Source organism: Serratia proteamaculans, from assembly GCF_004684015.1.
GTDB classification, from domain to species: Bacteria; Pseudomonadota; Gammaproteobacteria; order Enterobacterales; family Enterobacteriaceae; genus Serratia; species Serratia proteamaculans_F.
On the sequence record NZ_SRIA01000016.1, the window covers coordinates 298,829 to 317,878 of the forward strand.

The following is a 19,050-nucleotide window of genomic DNA, read 5'->3' on the forward strand; positions in this document are numbered from 1 at the left end:
ATGTGCAGTACCTGCGGTTGTGCCCAGGGTGAATTAACCATTGAAGGGGACGTGAAGGTGCCATTCCGCCCACAACGCAATATTAAGGGCGATCTGCATTACGGTTTGGGGCTGGCAGGCACCCATGCACCGGGTATCAGCCAGCGCCGGATGCTGGAAATTGAAACCCGGGTGCTGGATAAGAACGATCGTCTGGCGGAAGGTAATCGCCAGTATTTCGCCGAGCAACATATTCTGGCGCTGAATCTGGTTTCCAGCCCCGGCTCCGGCAAAACCACGCTGCTGACGGAAACGCTGCTGCGGCTGCGGGGGCAACACCCGTGCGCAGTGGTGGAAGGTGACCAGCAAACCACCAATGACGCGGAACGTATCCGCGCCACCGGCGTGCCGGCGATACAGGTCAATACCGGTAAAGGCTGCCATCTGGATGCGCAAATGGTTCACGAGGCCGCCCGGCGTCTGGAACTCAAACCCCACAGCCTGTTGTTCATCGAGAACGTCGGTAATCTGGTTTGCCCGGCCAGTTTTGATCTGGGGGAACGCCATAAGGTAGCCGTGCTGTCGGTTACCGAAGGGGAAGACAAGCCACTCAAGTACCCGCATATGTTTGCCGCCGCACGGGTAATGCTGCTGAACAAAATCGACCTGCTGCCGTATTTGAACTTCGATCTGGCGACCTGTATCGACAATGCCCGCAAGGTGAACCCGGCCATTGAGGTGATTACCCTTTCGGCGACCAGCGGTGAAGGCATGGAACAGTGGCTGGCCTGGCTGGAGAAACAATTATGTGTATAGGCGTTCCAGGGCAGATCGTGGCGCTGGATGAAAAACAGCCCCAGCACGCCTGGGCCGAAGTCTGTGGTGTGCAACGGGAAGTGAATATTGCGCTGGTGCGACAGGAAGGTGAGCCAAGGGAAGCAATGCTCGGCTGCTGGGTGCTGATCCACGTGGGCTTCGCCATGAGTCGCCTCGACAGGCAAGAGGCCGAGGAGATGCTTTCGGCATTACAGGCGATGGGAGAAGTGGAACAGGACGTGGCGCTGTTTTTGGCGGGGGAAGGCAACCATGCATTACGTTGATGAGTTCCGCGATCCGCAACGGGTAAAAAACCTGTTGCAGCATATCCGGCAGCGCGCCACACAGTTGCCGTTTACCGCAGAGCGGCCGTTGCAAATCATGGAGGTTTGCGGCGGTCATACCCATGCCATTTTCCGCTTTGGCCTGGATAAATTGCTGCCGCCGCAGATTGAATTTATTCATGGTCCGGGCTGCCCGGTATGTGTGTTGCCCATGGGGCGTATCGATGCCTGCTGTGAAATCGCCGCTCACCCGGAGGTGATTTTTTGCACCTTCGGCGATGCGCTACGGGTACCGGGCAAACAAGGCTCGTTACTGCAGGCCCGCGAGCGCGGGGCCGACGTGCGGGTGGTTTACTCACCGCTCGATGCTTTGATGCTGGCGCGGCAAAGCCCGCAGCGCCAGGTGGTGTTCTTTGCCCTGGGGTTTGAAACCACCATGCCGGTCACCGCCATTACCCTGCAACAGGCCCGGCTGGAAGGGTTGAATAACTTCAGCGTGTTTTGTCAGCACATCAGTCTGATCCCCACCTTGCGCAGCCTGTTGCAACAGCCGGACGTGCGCATCGACGGCTTTTTGGCACCTGGCCATGTCAGCATGGTGATCGGTACCCAACCTTATGACTTTATCAGCCGGCAATACCATAAACCCCTGGTGGTAACCGGCTTTGAACCGCTGGATATCCTGCAAGGGGTGATGATGCTGGTTGAGCAGTTTGTGGGCCGGCAGAGCCAAACCGAAAACCAATACCGCCGGGTGGTGCCGGAACAGGGCAACCTGCTGGCACAGCAGGCAATGAGTGAAGTCTTTGTGTTGGGCGGCGGCAGCGAATGGCGCGGCCTTGGCACCATTGCCGATTCGGGCATTGCCTTAACCCCGGCCTATAGCGTCTTCGATGCAGAGCGGCGTTTCCGCCCGCAGCACCGGCAGGTGGCTGACGATCCTCGTGCCCGCTGTGGGGAGGTGCTGACCGGACGCTGCAAACCGCGTGATTGCCCGCTATTCGGTGGTGGTTGTACGCCGCAGAACGCTTTTGGCGCGCTGATGGTGTCTTCGGAAGGTGCCTGCGCCGCCTGGTACCAATACCGCCGTGAAACAGAGGAAACCCCGGCATGAATAACGTGATTACTATGGCGCACGGCAGCGGCGGCACCGCGATGCAGCAACTGTTGGATGAGATTTTCTTACCGGCCTTTGCCAATCCGCTGCTGGATCAGCGTGAAGACCAGGCCCGACTGAATTTGGCCGAATTAACCCAACTGGGCGATCGGTTGGCCTTTACCACCGACAGTTATGTGATTGACCCGATTTTCTTTCCGGGCGGTGATATAGGCAAGCTGGCGGTCTGCGGTACGGCTAACGATCTGGCGGTCAGTGGCGCGTTACCGCGTTATCTTTCCTGCGGTTTCATCCTTGAAGAAGGTTTACCACTGGCCGATTTACAGCGGGTGGTGGCTTCGATGGCCGCTACCGCGCAGCAGGCCGGTATTCGCATCGTCACCGGGGATACCAAGGTGGTGCAGCGCGGTGCGGCCGACAAAATGTTTATCAATACTGCCGGTATTGGGGTGATCCCAACGGAACTGGATTGGGCGGCGACCCATATCCGCGCCGGTGACGCTGTTATTGTCAGCGGTATGCTCGGCGATCACGGGGCGACTATCCTCAACCTGCGGGAAAAGCTGGGAATGTCGCTGGACGTGACCAGTGATTGCGCGGTGTTGGCACCGTTAATCGCACCATTGCGTGCCATTAACGGCGTGCGGGCATTACGCGACGCGACCCGTGGCGGGGTGAACGCCATTTTGCATGAGTTTGCTCGTGCGGCGGCTGTGGGGATTGAAGTTGAAGAGAACCTGTTACCGATAGCACCGGCAGTGCGAGGCATTTGCGAGTTGCTGGGGCTGGATGCCATCAACTTTGCCAACGAGGGCAAACTGGTGGTGGTGGCCGCGCCGGAAGCCGAACAGGCGGTACTGGCTGCGTTACAGGCGCATCCGCTGGGCAAGGCCGCTACGCTGATTGGCCGGGTGACTGCCGGGCGGCAAGTGAGACTGCAGGGCACTTATGGCATCAGTCGCCTGCTGGATTTACCGCATGCCGAGCCTTTGCCGCGCATTTGTTGATCCTGTCGGGGGAGAACCTTGTCGCCCAGCGTTACACTTTGTGACGTGACTCACTAAAATCATCATCGCGACTCAGGCAAGTGATAAACAATGTCGAATGCACAATTAGAAAAACAAGAATTACTGGAAACCACCCGCATGCTGCTCAGTCAGCACAGCTTTGCCGACCTGTTACGGCAACTGCGCCAGGTGCTGCAACGTCAGCAACTGGCAGACCAGGTAACGCTGGTGCTGTTTGATTTGCACAGTGAGCGGGTCAGCTTTCATGGGCTGGATGCGCAGCGGCAGCCGGTCATCTATCAGGATGAAACTCTGCTGGCTAACGGGCCGGTGAGCCGACTGCGACAAAGCCCGTTGCCGCAGCGCTGGCAGAGCGAAGATCTGCATGCGCGTTACCCGCAAATCAATGCCCTGGCGCTGTATCTGCCGTTTAACCAATATTGCCTGATGCCGTTGCACGCTGGCGGTAGCTTGATCGGCGGTTGTGAGCTGTTACGCAGTAGCCCGCAACCCTTCAGTGATGCCAATCTGGTGCAGTTGCAGACGCTGATGGAATTGGTTGCGCTGGCGGTGGAACAGATCAGGTTGCGTGAGCAGGCGGAAAACCGCCAGCGTCAGTTATGCCATGAGCGCGACGATTTCCGCGTCTTGGTTGACGTCACCAACGCGGTGTTATCGAAACTCGATCTTGATGATTTGATCGGCGAAATATCCACCGAGATCCACCGTTTCTTCAAGATCGATGCCATCAGCATGGTGTTATGCGTCGATAAAACCGATCAGGTGACCATCTATTCCACCCATTATTTGCAAGACGACGTGGTAGAACGTCAGCAGTACAGCGTAGCGCTGGCCGGCACCTTATCCGAGCAGGTGATGCAGAGCGGGGAAATGCTGCTGCTCAATCTGAAACATTCCGATCGTCTGGCGGCTTATGAACGCCAGCTGTTTGACCTTTGGCATGATCAGATCCAAACGCTGTGCGTGTTGCCGCTGGTGTTTGGCAACAAGACCCTGGGCGTATTAAAGCTGGCGCAATGCCAGCCGGACAACTTCAATGCCGCCAATCTGCGGGTGTTGCAGCAGATCGCCGAGCGTATCGCCATTGCGGTGGACAACGCGTTGGCCTACCAGGAAATCAGCCGACTCAAAGAGAGCCTGGTGCATGAAAACCTCTATCTGACTGAGCAAATCAACGGCAACAATCCGGATTTCGGCGAGATTGTCGGACGTAGCGTGGTGATGTCTGCGGTACTCAAACAGGTTGAAATGGTGGCGAAAAGCGACTGTTCGGTGTTGATCCTCGGCGAAACCGGTACCGGTAAAGAGTTGATTGCCCGCGCTATCCACAACCTGAGCGAACGACGTGACCAGCGCATGGTGAAAATGAACTGTGCGGTGATGCCGACCGGGCTGTTGGAAAGCGATTTGTTTGGTCATGAAAAAGGCTCTTTCACCGGCGCAACCAACCAGCGGATGGGGCGCTTTGAGCTGGCGGATAAAGGCACACTGTTTCTGGACGAGGTGGGTGAAATCCCGGTAGAACTGCAGCCCAAGCTGTTGCGGGTCTTACAGGAAAGGGAGTTTGAACGGGTAGGCGGTAACAAGGTGATTTCGGTGGATGTACGCCTGATTGCCGCTACCAACCGTGACCTGCAGCAAATGGTGGCCGACCGGGAGTTTCGCAGTGACCTTTTTTACCGGCTGAACGTGTTCCCAATCGTCATCCCGCCATTGCGTGAACGTCCGGAAGACATCCCGCAATTGGTGAAGTTTCTCACCTACAAAATCGCGCGCCGGATGAAACGCACCATCGACAGTATTCCGGCGGAGACCCTGCGCCTGCTGAGCCAGATGCCCTGGCCGGGCAACGTGCGTGAGCTGGAGAATGTCATCGAGCGGGCAGTCTTGCTGACGCGTGGTACGGTGCTTAACCTGGAATTGCCGGAACTGCGCTATCCGGTGCCGTCGATGGCTTTACCCTTGCCCACGGCAGAGCCTGTGCAGGCGGGTGAAGACGATCGTCAGCGGATTATTCGCGTACTGAAAGAAACCAACGGGGTGGTTGCCGGCCCACGCGGTGCCGCGCAGCGTCTGGGTATCAAACGCACTACGCTGCTGTCGCGCATGAAGAAGTGGGGGATTGTGGTCAAGTAGAGCATTAAAAGGCCCGAGTCCGGTGGTGTATCCGGCTCGGGCCTGGCAGGTTACTTAATTTGAATTAAGTTATGGCGTCATCCATCTCCAGCGGCTTTTGCTTGCTCAGCAGATGCAGCAGCAAAGACACCCGTCGCTCTGTCCGCTCCGGCGTGTCCGGCGGCAAGTTATAACGCAGGGTATAGCGCTCGTTTTTTTCATTGTAGAAATCGAGGGTAAGCACCGGTACAGAGGCCCCGACAACTTTACGATAGTTTAATGAGATGGATGACAACTCCCGCTTGGTGGAAAGGTCCATCTTCATTCGCTCACAACCAGGGTACGACGCGTTGATACCGCAATACGCCCGATAGCAAAACTCAGCCCGGCACCCAACAGCAGCATCAGCAAGGAGCCCCAGGCGGCACGGGATACCTGTTTGGCCGCAACGTCAGCCGCTTCACGCGCTTTCTGCTCGGCCTGAGCCTTAAGTTGTTCCACTTTTTGTACCGCCTGCTGATAAGCCTGCGCATAATTGTCGACAATTTGGGTCGCCTCAGCGTGGCTCTTGCCGGTACGTGCAGCGACGATGTTCACCAGCGCGTCTTTATCAGCGGCATTCAGGGTAGGTTCACCGGATTGTTTAACGCGTTCGAACCATTGCTTAAGCTCTGCTGCCGCCTGTGCCGGGTCGCTGGCGGCATCGGTCGCCGATTGCTTGCCATCTGCACCGGCCTGCTCGGTTTTTTGTTGCAGGTTGGACGGATCCAATTCAGCCTTGCCGGTTTGCTTGAGCGTGGTAGCCAACTGATTTTGCAGGTCATCCCAATTCAGGCTGATGCCTTTCTTATCAAGTTGCTGTTTCACGCTGTCACCAATGCCCGGCGCTGCCGCCGCCACACCGTTGCCCGCCAGAGACAACCCTTTGCCAACCGCACTGCCGGCCAGACCGACCACGCCGCTCGCCAAGGAAATAACCAGCCAGGTGGTCAGCAAGGTAGTGACTGCCCAGCTCAACAGGCCATGCAAGCCACCGCGGTTGGGGGCCGTTCGGCCAGCGACAAAGGCACCTGCGGCCAGTGAAAGCAAGGTGGTGACAAACAGCCAGATGCCGGTCCCCACACCGAAGCCACTCAGGGGATTGCCTGCGTGCAGCGGATCCACGGCCGATGCGCCGACAGCAGTACCCAGTACACTCAATATCAGATAGGTCACCAGCGCCATGGCACTCCCGGCCAATATTGAGCCCCATGAAACATTAAACGCCAGGCGATTGGATTCATAGACAGTGGTCATTGTTATTCCTTATATTTACTGGACAAGTGGTTGTACGCGCAGCACTCCGCTGCGCCGACAGAATCAGTCTGCCGCTGTGCACCACTGAACGTCCCGGTTCATTTGCACCCATGGAGCTAGTGCATTCACACCCCGCGAATGAACTACTTAAGCACTATGCTGGTGGGGAAGTCGTGTCATTGTCAGGAGTGCCGATCGCCGCCCGGTGGCCTGAGACCTTTTGTCTTGTGGAGAAATAATGAGCCAGTCCGTTCTTGCCAGCGAAACCAACCGTAGCCAACTACAACAGATCATCTCAGGACTGACCGAAGGGGTGATCCTGACCGAAGTCGACCGGACCATTCTGTGGGCCAATGAGGCTGCACTGAGCATGCATGGGCTGACCAGCCTGAGTGAGCTGGGTGCCAATGCCCAGGAGTATGAAGAACGCTTTGCCTTGCGTTATCGCAATAATCATCCTTTGAGCTCAGAGCAATATCCGCTTAACCGGGTGGCTGCCGGCGAGGAGTTCAGCGACGTGCTGATCGAGGTCCGGCCCGCCGGCGAGCCGGACTTTCTCTGGGTTCAGCGTTTACGCAGCCTGATTATCACTGATGCCAAAGGGCAACCCGAGCTGCTGGTATTGATCCTGAGTGACGCTACCGAGTGGGCCAGCGCCGAGGAGCGCTTTGAAAAAACCTTCAATGCCAATCCGGCACCTGCGGTGATCTGTAGCCTGAGCGACCTGCGTTACATCAAGGTTAATCAGGGGTTCCTCGATATGACCGGCTATAGCCGCGAACAGGTAATGGGTAACTCGGTGTACGCGTTGGATGTGCTGGAGCAAGCGGAGCATAAGGAGCTGGCGGTGCAACGCCTGAGTGAAGGGGCAACCATTCCGCAAATGCAGGCCGAGTTAAAATTGCCAGCCGGAGGAACCAAACTGGTGATCGTTGCCGGTCAGCCGCTGGATATTAACGAAGTCGATTGCATGCTGTTTACCTTCACCGATCTTGAACCTCGCCGTAAGGCCGAGTCGGCGTTGCGCGAGAGTGAAGAGCGGTTCGCCAAGGCCTTTCGTTTGAGCCCGGTTCCCACGCTGGTGTGCACGGCGGACAAGCAGCAGGTGCTGGATATTAACGAAGCCTTTATGAAAACCACCGGCTATGTCGCTGAGGAGCTGATTGGCAAGAGGGTCGAGGATATCAATTTCATCGACGGGCAAGGGGAATGCCGGCGCTTGTTTACCTTGCTGGGAAAAACCGGCAACGTAGAAAGTCAGGATCTTAAACTCCGCAAGAAGGGTAACGAAGTGATCGACTGTGTGGTATCTGCTGATGCCGTCAGTATTCATGACGCTCCCTGTTACCTGCTGGTCATGATGGACATTACCGAGCGCAAACGTTCGGAGCTGGAGTTGGTTTCCGCCATTGAGGAAGTGATGCAGGACGCTTCCTGGTTCAGTCAGACGCTGCTCGAAAAACTGGCCAATGTGAAAAGCATCAATAAGCCCAACCTGTCCGGATTTTCCTTCACCGATCTTACCGCCCGTGAGCGCGATGTGTTGGGGTTGATCTGCGAGGGGCTTCCCGACAAGAAAATCGCCACGCGACTCAATCTTGCCCCCAATACCGTGCGTAATCATGTGGCTATGGTGTACTCAAAACTCGACGTACACAGCCGCAGCGAAGCCATTGTCTGGGCCAGGGAACGAGGGCTGTTTGCCGGTGAGCGGCAGCCTAAAAAAGGCTAACAGGATACCAATGTACTGGATATCGCCCGCATTCTGCGGGCGCTTTTGCTATTCCCGCCAATCACTTTGTTACTCCATGTCAATGGCATCTGCAGGGATATAGCTTGGCTATGCGACGTCATCGACGCTAAGATAAAAATCCTTGATTACTCACCCATTAGGGGAGATTTTCGTGAACCAGGAATCAACTTCACCACTGTCGTTGGCGCAACGTGCGCTGGAGACCGAACCCCAATACATTGATGCACCCATGACGGCCGCTGCCGCCTTTCTTATCCTCAAGATCAAAGACGATAGTGCATCACTCGCCACCGCCCGAGCCGTGATCGCCAGTACCGAAGATCTGATTAAAAATGTCCAGATACGATCCATTGATGTCAGCTTCACCTGTAACGTCGGCATTGCGCATCGTGTCTGGGAGAGCCTTAGCGGAAAACCCGCCCCCAAAGAGCTGACACCGTTTAAGGAAATCAAAGGCGCCAAACATACGGCCGTGGCCACCTCCGGCGATTTGCTGTACCACGTCCGTGCAGGCGCGACAGACTTGATCATTGAGTTCGAGAAAATGTTGCTGGAAGCTTTTGGTGATTCGATCACTGTCGTCGATGAGGTCGCGGGATTCCGTTATTTTGACGGACGCGATCTGCTGGAGTTTGTCGATGGTACCGCGAACCCGGTGGGTCTGGCCTTGCCACAGGCGACTATCGTGGGTGATGAGGATCCTGACTACGCGGGTGGCAGCTATGTGGTGATACAAAAATACTTGCACAATATGGCCGCCTGGCGTGCACAGAAGGTGGAAACCCAGGAGGCCATTATCGGACGCACCAAGTTTGATAACGTCGAGCTGCCGGATGCGACAGAGGGACAAAAATCACATAAGACTCTGTGCACCATTGAAGACGAGCAGGGTGAACACGACATTTTGCGCGATAACATGCCCTTTGCCTCTCCGGGGCGCGGCGAATATGGCACCTATTTTATCGGCTATTCACGTCACCTCTGGGTGATTGAGAAGATGCTTGAGCGAATGTTTATCGGCAATCCGGCCCCATTGCATGACCGGATCCTTGATTTCTCCACGGCCGTAGCCGGCGTTAACTTCTTTGTTCCTGCCCGGAAATTCTTAAGCGATCTGGCTGATTGAGTTCTCAAAAGTGAGTTTTTGCGTATGAGGCATACGTCCTATATATTTATTAACAGGCCGATAGGCCGTTAGGGAATTGTGATACTTGATCCAACTAATCACCGATTACTAGGAAGCTATCATGCATAAAAGAACACTGGCGACACTGCACTACGAGAAAATGCCTTACGATGGAGTGTATTACCATATCTTGAAACGTGAGGCGCAAGGGCACACGGCGCTGTTGAAACTTGATGCTGGCAGTCATCAGTCAGCCAGAATGCATCCGGGCTGGGTCAAACTGATGGTCCTGTCCGGTGAACTTAAAATCGGGGACCAGACGTTGCAGGCTCATGAGATGTTGATGATCCCGGCTAAAACTGCCTACACGGTCGACGCTATCACGGAAGTTTTCTGTCTGGCCATCTCTGAACTCGATGGAGTGGAACTGGCCCGCTAGGTGAGTACAGCAGATGAGCCACACTGGCTTATCTGGTGGAATTCCCCGTTCTCCACGGGGAGTTCTGATTCAAAACATATTCTTGATTTTATCGTGACGCTGTAACCTTTTGGGAACCTTTCCCCTCATAAGTAAAAACGTGCTGATAAAAGAGATTAGGGCGATTGAGTAATATATACTCCCCATCCCATCCCATCCCATCCCATCTTTGTTTTTGTCATGATTGCCATCAAATAATTTCCAAATTATCTTCTGGTTAGGATTTTTTACTTAAAATAAGTTTGACTTTATTTATAAAGCGTCCAAACTTCACTCCACAATAAAATATCAATATTAAAACCATTTCTTAATACTGACTTGTTCATTGATTAGCGTTGCAATTAATTCAACGGCATTAATTCCCTCACGGAGATACCATGTCGTTCTTATGAAATAGTTGCAGTGCGTGGTTATCTCATTTTTAAACGAGCACGTGAGATCTTTAAACCAATCTTTGTAACGAGCTAATGATTATGATTTTTTGGAATCACATCATTGAGTTAATTACACTTCACCAGGCGGCCCAGGTTGGTTTGCGTACAATGTTATTTGTACGATAATCATCTTAAGCAGTGCTGTTATTTGATAAGTTCTTTTTTTAATTTATTTTAACGAATAGTTAAATCGAGGAAATAATATCATGGTGAATGATTCCAATTGTATATCTGAGCATGCCGATGCCGCGGTATATTTATTAGAGCAATCAATGGCTTTTACTTATCAGGGGGCGCTTAGGGCTGCAGCGGTCTTAGGCATCGCCGATTGTCTCAAGGAAGGCGCAAAGAGCGCAGATGAGCTAGGGAAAATTGTCAATGTCGACGGGCAGAAGTTGTACCGTGTTCTGCGCATGCTCGCATCGAAAAAAATATTTGAAGAAACCGAAGGTGGCCAGTTCGCACTGACGCCTGCCGCAGAGTTTCTGCGTTCCGATGTCCCTAACTCATTGCGCTCTGCGGTCATGATGCTGACTGATGAGACATTTTGGTTGCCGCTGGGTAACCTCGTCGATAGCTTGCGCCACGAATCTTCCTTTAAAAATCTATACGGCTTGTCCTTCTATGAATATTGGTCGAAGGCCAGTAATCAAAGGGAAGAAGGGTATGATTTTCATACCGGTATGTCTTCCATGTCAGCAGTGGAAAACATATTCTTAACACGCCGCTATACCTTCCCTGAAAATGCAACCGTCGTCGATATTGCCGGCGGCATGGGCGGACTGCTGCTGAACGTTTTACGCAGTAACCCAACGCTGCACGGTATTCTATTTGATCGTCCGGAGATATTGGCCAGAAACCGCCTTGGGGAGTTGGGCGATGATTCGCGCTGGAAAACTCAAGCAGGGAGTTTCTTTGAGTCCTGTCCAACAGCAGATTTTTACTTGTTAAAATATATCACTATGGACTGGCCTGACGATCAGGCAAAAGCCATATTACGCTGCTGTCGAAATGCCATGCATGAGAATTCAAAACTGTTGATTATGGAGCCGGTGATCCCGAAAGGTAATAGCTGGCATGGCGGTAATGAAATTGACTTATTACTGCTGGCGAGTTTCGACGGTGGGCAAACACGCACTGAGGATAAATTGCGTTCGATGTTGGCCAGTGTCGATTTAAAATTAAATCGCATCATTGATACCGACTGTTACGTCTCTATCGTTGAGGTCGTTATTGCTTAAATTCGCATTCATTAATGACTTGATATATCAGCGGTAATAATAGAGTTATTCCGGTGATATCCATATAGATATCGCCGACTCGCCGCTTGATATTCGTCATGGTGCGGATCCTTCCCCTCATTTTGAGTCATTTCTAACATGCTGATTAGCCGCTAAATAAACCGGTGATTAGCTATCAGGAGCACAGTATGGGCCAAATTTCAGGCAAAGTCGTTGTGATTACGGGCGCGAGCAGTGGACTGGGCGAGGCAACCGCACGCCATTTGGCCACCCTTGGAGCCACGCTGGTGTTGGCTGCCCGCCGTAAGGAACGCCTTGATCTGCTGGTGGACGAATGCATCGCCGCCGGCGGTAAAGCGCTGGCGATCAAGGTCGATGTCACTGAGCGTGAAGAGGTTAAGGCCATGGTCGCCGCCGCCGTGGCGCAATTTGGTCGGATAGACGTCTTTATCAATAATGCCGGATTGATGGCGATTGCGCCGATCACTATGACAAAAGTTGATGAATGGGAACGAATGATAGACATCAACATCAAGGGGGTACTGTACGGTATCGCCGCAGTCTTACCGGTGTTCGAGCAACAAAATGACGGGCACTTCGTCAACATTTCTTCGGTAGCGGGGGTAAAGGTTTTTAGCCCGGGTGGGACAGTTTATAGCGGGACCAAGTACGCGGTGCGGGCGATTTCTGAGGGGTTGCGGCATGAGGTTGGGGCGAATATCCGAACCACAACCATTTGTCCGGGAGCGGTGGATTCAGAATTGAAGCTTGGCAGCTCGGACGCCGAGAGTGTGCAGTTCGTGCAGGACTTTTATAAACAGGCCATTCCGGCGGATTCGGTGGCACGCGCCATCGCCTATGCAATTGAGCAACCTGCCGACGTGGATATCAATGAAATCGTGTTGCGTCCAACGCAACAGGTTTTTTAACCGTGCTTTTTCTTTTAAAGGCAGAGAGTCGTCATGACTAACAACTATACCGTTGCAGATTATCTCCTCGACCGATTGGCTCAGATCGGCATTCGTCATTTTTTCGGGGTACCTGGTGATTACACGCTACAGTTTCTCGATCATGTGATCGCTCATCAACATGTCACCTGGGTTGGCTGTGCCAACGAACTTAATGCGGCCTATGCTGCTGATGGTTACGCGCGTTGCAATACGGCGGCAGCACTGCTGACGACCTTCGGCGTGGGGGAACTGAGTGCCGTGAACGGCATCGCCGGTAGCTATGCCGAATATGTACCGGTGATCCACGTGGTCGGCGCGCCGGCCCTGCGTGCACAGCAAGGCGGCCGTTTACTGCATCATTCGCTGGGCGATGGTGATTTCGGTCACTTTGCCCGTATGGCAAAAGAAGTGACCATTGCCCAGGCTTGTCTCACCGCAGACAATGCGGAGGCAGAAATCGATCGCCTGCTGACCACGGCACTCTTTGAACGTCGTCCTGTGTATTTGCTGCTGCCCTGCGATGTGGCAGAAACCCCGTTGGCTTCACGGCCCTTATCATTGAAACTGCGTCAGCCCTGCCTGTCGGAAGCGTCGCTACAGAGTTTTATCGTGGCGGCAGGTGAGAAACTGCAAGCGGCTCACCGGGTTTCGGTATTGGCGGGGTTGTTGGCGGAGCGCTTCAATGTTGATGTGGCATTGGATCAATGGATGAGTGAGGTTCATTTACCGCATTCTACCTTGCTGCTGGGCAAGAGTGTGATGGACGAAACCCGCCACGGTTTTACCGGCACCTATGCCGGTGCTGCCAGTGACCCGCAGGTTAGACAAGCGATAGAACAGGCGGATGTGGTGATCAACGTCGGTGCGGTGTTCTCCGATATCGTCACGGCCGGATTCAGCCACCAGTTACCGGCGGAAAAATGCATCAGTATTCATCCGTTCGAAGCCAGGGTTGGGCAACAAGTGTTCAGCCAGATCCCGATGCAGGAAGCGGTTAAGGCGTTGCACCAGCTCAGTTTATCTCTGGTAAAACAGTGGCTGCCGCCGGTAATTCATCGCCCGGTGCAGCCGAATGCTACCCATAGTCGGCTTGATCAACAGGTTTTCTGGCAACAGATTCAAGGTTTTTTGCGACCCGGCGATATTATTTTTGCAGATCAAGGGACGGCTTGCTTTGGTGCGGCAGCGCTGAATTTGCCGCAGGGCTGCAAATTTATCGTTCAGTCGTTGTGGGGCTCGGTGGGCTATACGTTAGCGGCAGCTTATGGTGCTCAAACCGCTGAGCCGGAGCGGCGGGTAATCTTACTTATCGGCGACGGTTCTGCACAGTTTACCGCGCAGGAGTTGGGATCGATGCTGCGCGATGGGTTGAAACCGGTCATCTTCTTGTTGAACAACGAAGGATACACCATTGAACGAGCGATTCACGGCCCTGAGCAATGCTACAACGATATCGCGCAGTGGAATTGGACATTGTTGCCACAAGCACTGGCTGAGAGACATTCGATGCAGGCGCTGCGCGTCACTGAACCGGAACAGTTACAGCAGGCGCTGCTTGAGGTGGCCAACAGTCGCCAATTGGCCTTTATAGAAGTCGTACTGCCCAAGATGGACATTCCGGAGTTGCTGAACGCCGTCTCGTGCGCCCTTCATCGTAATAACGCGGCGGGCTAAGCTGTTGCGCTATTGTCGAAAAGGCTTTCAACTTTTGATGGTGCGGGAAAAGGGTCACGTTGATGGAGGTAAAACTCCCGGCTCCCGCAATAAATCCATTACCCACGGCATGCTGTTCTCCCAACTAAACCTATACTTCCTAAACGGCCGAAATGAGACCGTCGGCGAGCCGTTACTCAGGCTCCAGGGTTCCCCCTGCGTTCAGGGAGCCGGCCATCCCGGCGGTGTGCAAACACACATCGCCCTGACAATTAACTGAGTTGGAGAAACAACATGGGTTACGTAACGACTGGTGATGGCGTCGATATTTTCTATAAAGACTGGGGGCCAAAAGAGGGGAAGGTGATTTTCTTCCACCATGGTTGGCCTCTGTCTAGTGATGACTGGGACATCCAGATGCTGTTCTTCGTCAGTAAAGGGTTCCGGGTTGTCGCGCATGACAGACGCGGCCATGGTCGTTCCAGCCAGGTGTGGGACGGCCATGACATGGATCACTACGCCGACGACGTGGCAGCGGTAGTGAAACATTTGGGCGTACAGGGTGCCATGCATGTGGGCCACTCGACTGGTGGCGGGGAGGTTGTGCGCTATATCGTGCGCCATGGCGAGGATAAAGTGTCCAAGGCCGTGCTGATAAGCGCAGTGCCACCGTTGATGGTGAAAACCGACAGCAATCCGCAAGGCACGCCAAAAGCGGTATTTGATGATTTCCAGGCGCAGCTGGCCGCCAATCGACCCCAATTCTATTACGATGTCCCCGCCGGCCCTTTCTACGGATACAACCGGCCTGGTGCCAAACCCCTGGAGGCTGTTATCTGGAACTGGTGGCGGCAAGGCATGATGGGAGGGGCCAAGGCGCATTACGAAGGGATCATTGCCTTCTCGCAAACGGACTTCACCGAGGATCTTAAACGTATTTCCATCCCGGTGTTGGTGATCCATGGCGATGACGACCAGGTGGTCCCTTACCAGGACTCAGGTGTGTTGTCGGCCAAACTGCTCAAAAACGGCAAGCTTAATACTTATAAAGGGGCTCCGCACGGCATTCCGACCACTCACGCCGACCAGGTAAACGCAGATCTATTGGCATTCATAAATAGCTGATTGATGCCAAAACAACCAAAGCAGACCCCAGCACCCGTGGATCTCGCCACAGGGCTGGGGTTTGAATTGGCTGAGTCAACTATTTAGATCCGCAAGGTATTCTTTCTCTCAATCCCGTTTCACTTCTATCTATTACATCAGCCTACCTTCCATTTTCACTCAGGCTGACTGTCGCCGTACGTCCGGCGATTAAGGTGACACCGCTGGGTACCTGGTCAATAGCGACTCGTACCGGAATGCGCTGGGCCAAACGGATCCAACTGAACGTCGGGTTGACGTTGGCGAGGAGATTGCCGGTGGCCGTGGTACGTTCGCTGTCGTTGATACCCGCGGAAAGCCCGTCGACGTGGCCATACAGTGGCTGCTGTTCACCCATGATGCGGATAATGACCTTATCGCCGTTTTGAATCTGGCCCAGTTTGGTTTCCTCAAAATAGCCGGCGATATAGAAACTGTTGGAATCCACCAACGCCATGATTGGCTGGCCGGCGGTCGCGTAGGCACCAGGCCGTAAGGAGAAGTTGGTCACTACGCCATCCACCGGCGCATAGAGATCGGCGCGTTGCAGGTTGATACGCGCCAGTGCCTGATCGGCCAGCGCCTGATCAAGATTGGCTTTGGCCAACGACTGGGCGTCGCGGTGGTTATCGCGCTCCTGCTGGGAAATAGCCGATTGCAACGCCTGATAGCGCTGGTTTTCACGCCGCGAGGAGGCCAACTGCACATTGGCACGCTCCACGGCTGCGTCAGCCTGTTCCAGCGCGTTACGCAGACGCTCTTTATCCAGACTGAGCAGAAGCTGTCCTTTATGCACTATCTGATTATCGTGGATATGCACGGCGTCCACCTTACCGGAGACATCTGTGGCCAATGGCACAACGTCAGCGCGGATCTTGCCGTCGCGGGTTTGCGGTGCGTAGGTGTAATAGAGATAAAGCTGCCACAGCACCCATATCGCGGCCAGCACGGCAACAAAGGTCAGCAATGGGCGCAGCAGGGCAAGGGTACGTTCACGAAACATGGCGTCCTCAGGGGGTGGTTAACAATTTCAGGCCATGGAAAAACAGTCCGGCCAAAATAAGAAACAGGGCGGTGTCGAATAACGGGCGCTGTGCCACCAAAGGGTAAAAGCCCACCTTATTCAACATCCTGGAAAGTGCTATGCGCAGGAAAAACGCGCATATCAGACACAGCAGCAACGGCGAAATGAAAACGCCATCAATATTGATTTCACCGATCATGTTATGGGTTCCAGTGCAAAGCCGCAGGGAAATGGAGCAGCCGTAACCGAGTGAGCGGCCGTAATATGCGCCGATCGTTCTGCCGCCAGGCCTGTTGCAGACTGGCATCCAGCTGGCCCAGCAGTGCCGGTGGTGTCTCCGCAGTCAGGGAGAGTTGACGGAATGCCGCCAGTAACGCGGGCATTCGCACAGCACCGCTGTTCAATTCGCCGGCCTGCTGCAACCGAATAAGGTTGATGCCGGTTTTTAATCGCAACAACAACTGCGGGCTGCGATCGGCCTGACCAACGCTGGCCAGGCGGCTGCCCAGGGCGGTAATGCGGTCTAACACTCGTGCCTGATAACGTTGCAAGTCTCGTTCGGATAGGTGCCGGTTGATAGCTAACATCTCTTGCGCATCCTGTCGTATTAGCCGCACCACCACCTGGTCGGTGCCCCAGCGCCGGAACAGCGCGGCACACAAGAAAGCAACATAAACACCGGTCAGCGTGGCAGTGGTACTTTCCAGATATAGCCCCATATTATTCGGCGCGTAATGCCCCTGAAAGTTGACGTTACTGAGCGACAGCGCAATCGCCAGCGTAGCCAGCGGATTGCTCGCTGCCCAAACGCCTAACGGCAGCAAAAAGAGGCCCATCACGATCAGGAAGCTGCCGAAATCTCCAGCCATTGGCAACAGCACGTAGCTGAGCAGGGCACCAAGAGCCATGGCGATGGTGGCGAAACGGCCAAAGGTGGCGATAGTGGTACCGGGGTTGTCGCCGGCACCGAAGAAAGCGATGGCCACGATCCCCATCAGCACCATGTTGGCGCCCTGTTCCCAACCGGTGAAATACCACAAGCCACACAGCAGGACGTAGGTCGTCAAAATACCGGCGAACATGCGCACCGCCGTGCCCGTGTCCGGCGGTGGCGAGAATACGCGGCTGCGCATCATCTGCGCCTGCAGCGCCGCAGGCAAATGCTCGCCTTCCAGGAAAGCATTCAATTGTTGAACCTCGGTCCACAGGGTCAGCCACTGCTCAATCTGTTCCGACAGTTCGTCGACGATCAGTTTTTCCCACGGCGAAAGCGACTCGTCTGGCGGCATCAGGGCAGTCAAGCGCGCATGATGCAGCGTATTTTCACCGGCTTGCCGGCGTACTTCATCCAGCCAGGGCTGCAAAGCGGGGCGCAGGCTTGTCGGCAAGGCGGCGATGCTGCTGCCAATAGAAGAGAGTAGCGGTACGATCTGCAATACTCGCTGCTGTACCGATATGGCCGCCTGCCGGGTGCTTTTATCGACCGAACTGTCATAGCCGAGGGTAGTCATCATCTGATTGAACGAGGCGATGTCGCTCAACAAGCGAATGCGATCCGCTTCGGCCTGCGCATCACCGGCCTTGCCGTCGAGACTGTCTTCTTGCCAGCGCGCAAGATCAGACAACCAGCCCGTTAACCGGGTGCGCAAGACCGGCGCCAGAGATGAGGGGAACAGCACGCTGTCTACCAGCGTCACTGACAGGATCCCCAGACAGATCTCCGTCACCCGGGTTATCACCATCGTGAACATGGTGTCCGGATGATTAATGTAGGCGATAGCGACCAACATCATGGTGATGGCGCCCAACTGAAAGAAGTAAGCGCGTGGCGTGCGGTCGAGGTAAGAAATACCCAGCATCACCGAAGAGGACAAACCGGCAACAGCGATCAACAGCACCGGGGTATTGCTGAGAAATGCCGAGATCGCCAGCGTCAACACGCCGGCAAATAGGGTGCCGCAAAAACGGTAAGTAGCACGGGCGCGCACGGCGCCGCTGACCGGATTGCTCAGCACACAGCAGGTCACCATTGCCCAATAAGGGTTCTGTAGCCCGATGTTTTCCGCCAGCGCAAAAGCCAGCATGGCGGAGATAAACAGCTTTGTCGCATGCAACAACTGCGGTTTGCCCACCTTCATGGCTCATTGCCAGCCTGTTGCAAGTATTGACTGGCGCGCTCTTCGAACAGGCGCAGAACGCGCGTAGCGGTTTCTATATCTTCCAACGGCACGTCGTGCATCAGTTCGACCCGCAGTTTGTCTGCTGCAGCTTCGATCTTTTTGGCCAGTTCGGCACCGGGGGGCAGGATTCGCAGGGTTTTAAACCGGCGATCGCCCGCTGACTCCTGCCGCTCGAGAAAACCTAACGCTGACGCCTGATCCAGCAGGCGCACCAGCGCGCCGGGATTGACACCGACTTCTTCCGCCAAATCACGTTGATTAATACCCTGAGGATTGCGGTGTACCCATACCACGACCGTAGCCAGCGACATGGAGATGCCGGATTTGGCTATCACCAACGTCGCGGCCTGCTTCCATACTCGGCGAACCGGTTGCAAGGCGTTGGTGAGGGCATAGAGGGATTTTTCTTTAGAAGACATGGATTACCTCGGCA

Annotated in this window: 18 protein-coding genes; 12 read left to right on the forward strand and 6 right to left on the reverse strand. The window is 54.6% G+C overall.

Annotation, left to right across the window (positions count from 1 at the left end):
• The 5 genes from hypB to flhA all read left to right on the forward strand — a co-directional run bounded on the left by hypB (position 1) and on the right by flhA (position 5,360).
• Entirely contained in the window at positions 1-795 is a 795-nt protein-coding gene (gene hypB, locus E5C26_RS12375) for a hydrogenase nickel incorporation protein HypB (RefSeq protein ID WP_135316572.1), read from the forward strand.
• Positions 786-1,079: a HypC/HybG/HupF family hydrogenase formation chaperone gene (gene hypC, locus E5C26_RS12380; protein WP_135316573.1), complete on the forward strand. Its 294-nt coding sequence runs from the start codon at positions 786-788 to the stop codon at positions 1,077-1,079. Before hypB ends, hypC begins: the two co-directional genes overlap by 10 nt.
• Positions 1,066-2,193 carry a hydrogenase formation protein HypD gene (gene hypD / locus E5C26_RS12385; RefSeq protein ID WP_135316574.1) on the forward strand — a complete coding sequence of 376 codons (1,128 nt, stop codon included), beginning with the start codon at positions 1,066-1,068 and terminating at the stop codon, positions 2,191-2,193. The genes hypC and hypD overlap by 14 nt, the downstream gene beginning before the upstream one ends.
• On the forward strand, positions 2,190-3,203 hold the full coding sequence (gene hypE / locus E5C26_RS12390) for a hydrogenase expression/formation protein HypE (protein WP_135316575.1): 1,014 nt from the start codon (positions 2,190-2,192) through the stop codon (positions 3,201-3,203). The genes hypD and hypE overlap by 4 nt, the downstream gene beginning before the upstream one ends.
• Before the next feature lie 90 nt (positions 3,204-3,293).
• The gene (gene flhA / locus E5C26_RS12395; RefSeq protein WP_135316576.1) at positions 3,294-5,360 is read left to right on the forward strand and encodes a formate hydrogenlyase transcriptional activator FlhA; all 2,067 of its coding nucleotides are present in this window, start codon (positions 3,294-3,296) and stop codon (positions 5,358-5,360) included.
• Positions 5,361-5,424: 64 nt separating this feature from the next.
• On the opposite strand, the gene E5C26_RS12400 is transcribed toward flhA, so the two are convergent.
• Together E5C26_RS12400 and E5C26_RS12405 are read right to left on the reverse strand one after the other, a co-directional pair.
• Positions 5,425-5,664, reverse strand: coding sequence for a hypothetical protein (locus E5C26_RS12400; RefSeq protein ID WP_135316577.1), 240 nt, complete (start codon positions 5,662-5,664; stop codon positions 5,425-5,427).
• Complete coding sequence (locus E5C26_RS12405; RefSeq protein ID WP_135316578.1) at positions 5,661-6,635, reverse strand: hypothetical protein; 975 nt, start codon at positions 6,633-6,635, stop codon at positions 5,661-5,663. The genes E5C26_RS12400 and E5C26_RS12405 overlap by 4 nt, the downstream gene beginning before the upstream one ends.
• Positions 6,636-6,873: 238 nt before the next feature.
• On the opposite strand from E5C26_RS12405, the gene E5C26_RS12410 reads away from it, so the two are divergent.
• The 7 genes from E5C26_RS12410 to E5C26_RS12440 all read left to right on the forward strand — a co-directional run bounded on the left by E5C26_RS12410 (position 6,874) and on the right by E5C26_RS12440 (position 15,395).
• Entirely contained in the window at positions 6,874-8,367 is a 1,494-nt protein-coding gene (locus tag E5C26_RS12410; protein WP_135316579.1) for a PAS domain S-box protein, read from the forward strand.
• A 172-nt stretch (positions 8,368-8,539) separates the two neighbouring features.
• Positions 8,540-9,514, forward strand: a complete 975-nt coding sequence (locus E5C26_RS12415; RefSeq protein WP_135316580.1) for a Dyp-type peroxidase — start codon at positions 8,540-8,542, stop codon at positions 9,512-9,514.
• A 121-nt stretch (positions 9,515-9,635) separates the two neighbouring features.
• On the forward strand, positions 9,636-9,953 hold the full coding sequence (locus E5C26_RS12420) for a cupin domain-containing protein (RefSeq protein WP_012145173.1): 318 nt from the start codon (positions 9,636-9,638) through the stop codon (positions 9,951-9,953).
• Positions 9,954-10,632: 679 nt separating this feature from the next.
• On the forward strand, positions 10,633-11,667 hold the full coding sequence (locus E5C26_RS12425; protein ID WP_135316581.1) for a methyltransferase: 1,035 nt from the start codon (positions 10,633-10,635) through the stop codon (positions 11,665-11,667).
• A 188-nt stretch (positions 11,668-11,855) separates the two neighbouring features.
• Entirely contained in the window at positions 11,856-12,596 is a 741-nt protein-coding gene (locus E5C26_RS12430) for an SDR family oxidoreductase (RefSeq protein ID WP_135316582.1), read from the forward strand.
• Positions 12,597-12,629: 33 nt separating this feature from the next.
• Entirely contained in the window at positions 12,630-14,291 is a 1,662-nt protein-coding gene (locus E5C26_RS12435) for an alpha-keto acid decarboxylase family protein (RefSeq protein ID WP_135316583.1), read from the forward strand.
• A 273-nt stretch (positions 14,292-14,564) separates the two neighbouring features.
• On the forward strand, positions 14,565-15,395 hold the full coding sequence (locus E5C26_RS12440; RefSeq protein ID WP_135316584.1) for an alpha/beta fold hydrolase: 831 nt from the start codon (positions 14,565-14,567) through the stop codon (positions 15,393-15,395).
• Between the two features lie 142 nt (positions 15,396-15,537).
• Here E5C26_RS12440 and E5C26_RS12445 read toward each other — a convergent pair whose 3' ends face one another.
• The 4 genes from E5C26_RS12445 to E5C26_RS12460 are packed head-to-tail and all read right to left on the reverse strand — an operon-like array spanning position 15,538 to position 19,036.
• Complete coding sequence (locus tag E5C26_RS12445) at positions 15,538-16,416, reverse strand: efflux RND transporter periplasmic adaptor subunit (RefSeq protein ID WP_135316585.1); 879 nt, start codon at positions 16,414-16,416, stop codon at positions 15,538-15,540.
• A 7-nt stretch (positions 16,417-16,423) separates the two neighbouring features.
• Complete coding sequence (locus tag E5C26_RS12450; RefSeq protein WP_312847928.1) at positions 16,424-16,744, reverse strand: DUF1656 domain-containing protein; 321 nt, start codon at positions 16,742-16,744, stop codon at positions 16,424-16,426.
• Positions 16,638-18,575 (reverse strand): FUSC family protein, encoded by a 1,938-nt coding sequence (locus E5C26_RS12455; RefSeq protein WP_135316587.1) that lies wholly within the window; start codon positions 18,573-18,575, stop codon positions 16,638-16,640. Before E5C26_RS12455 ends, E5C26_RS12450 begins: the two co-directional genes overlap by 107 nt.
• Entirely contained in the window at positions 18,572-19,036 is a 465-nt protein-coding gene (locus E5C26_RS12460) for a MarR family winged helix-turn-helix transcriptional regulator (RefSeq protein WP_135316588.1), read from the reverse strand. The genes E5C26_RS12455 and E5C26_RS12460 overlap by 4 nt, the downstream gene beginning before the upstream one ends.
• Between the last annotated feature and the right edge of the window lie 14 nt (positions 19,037-19,050).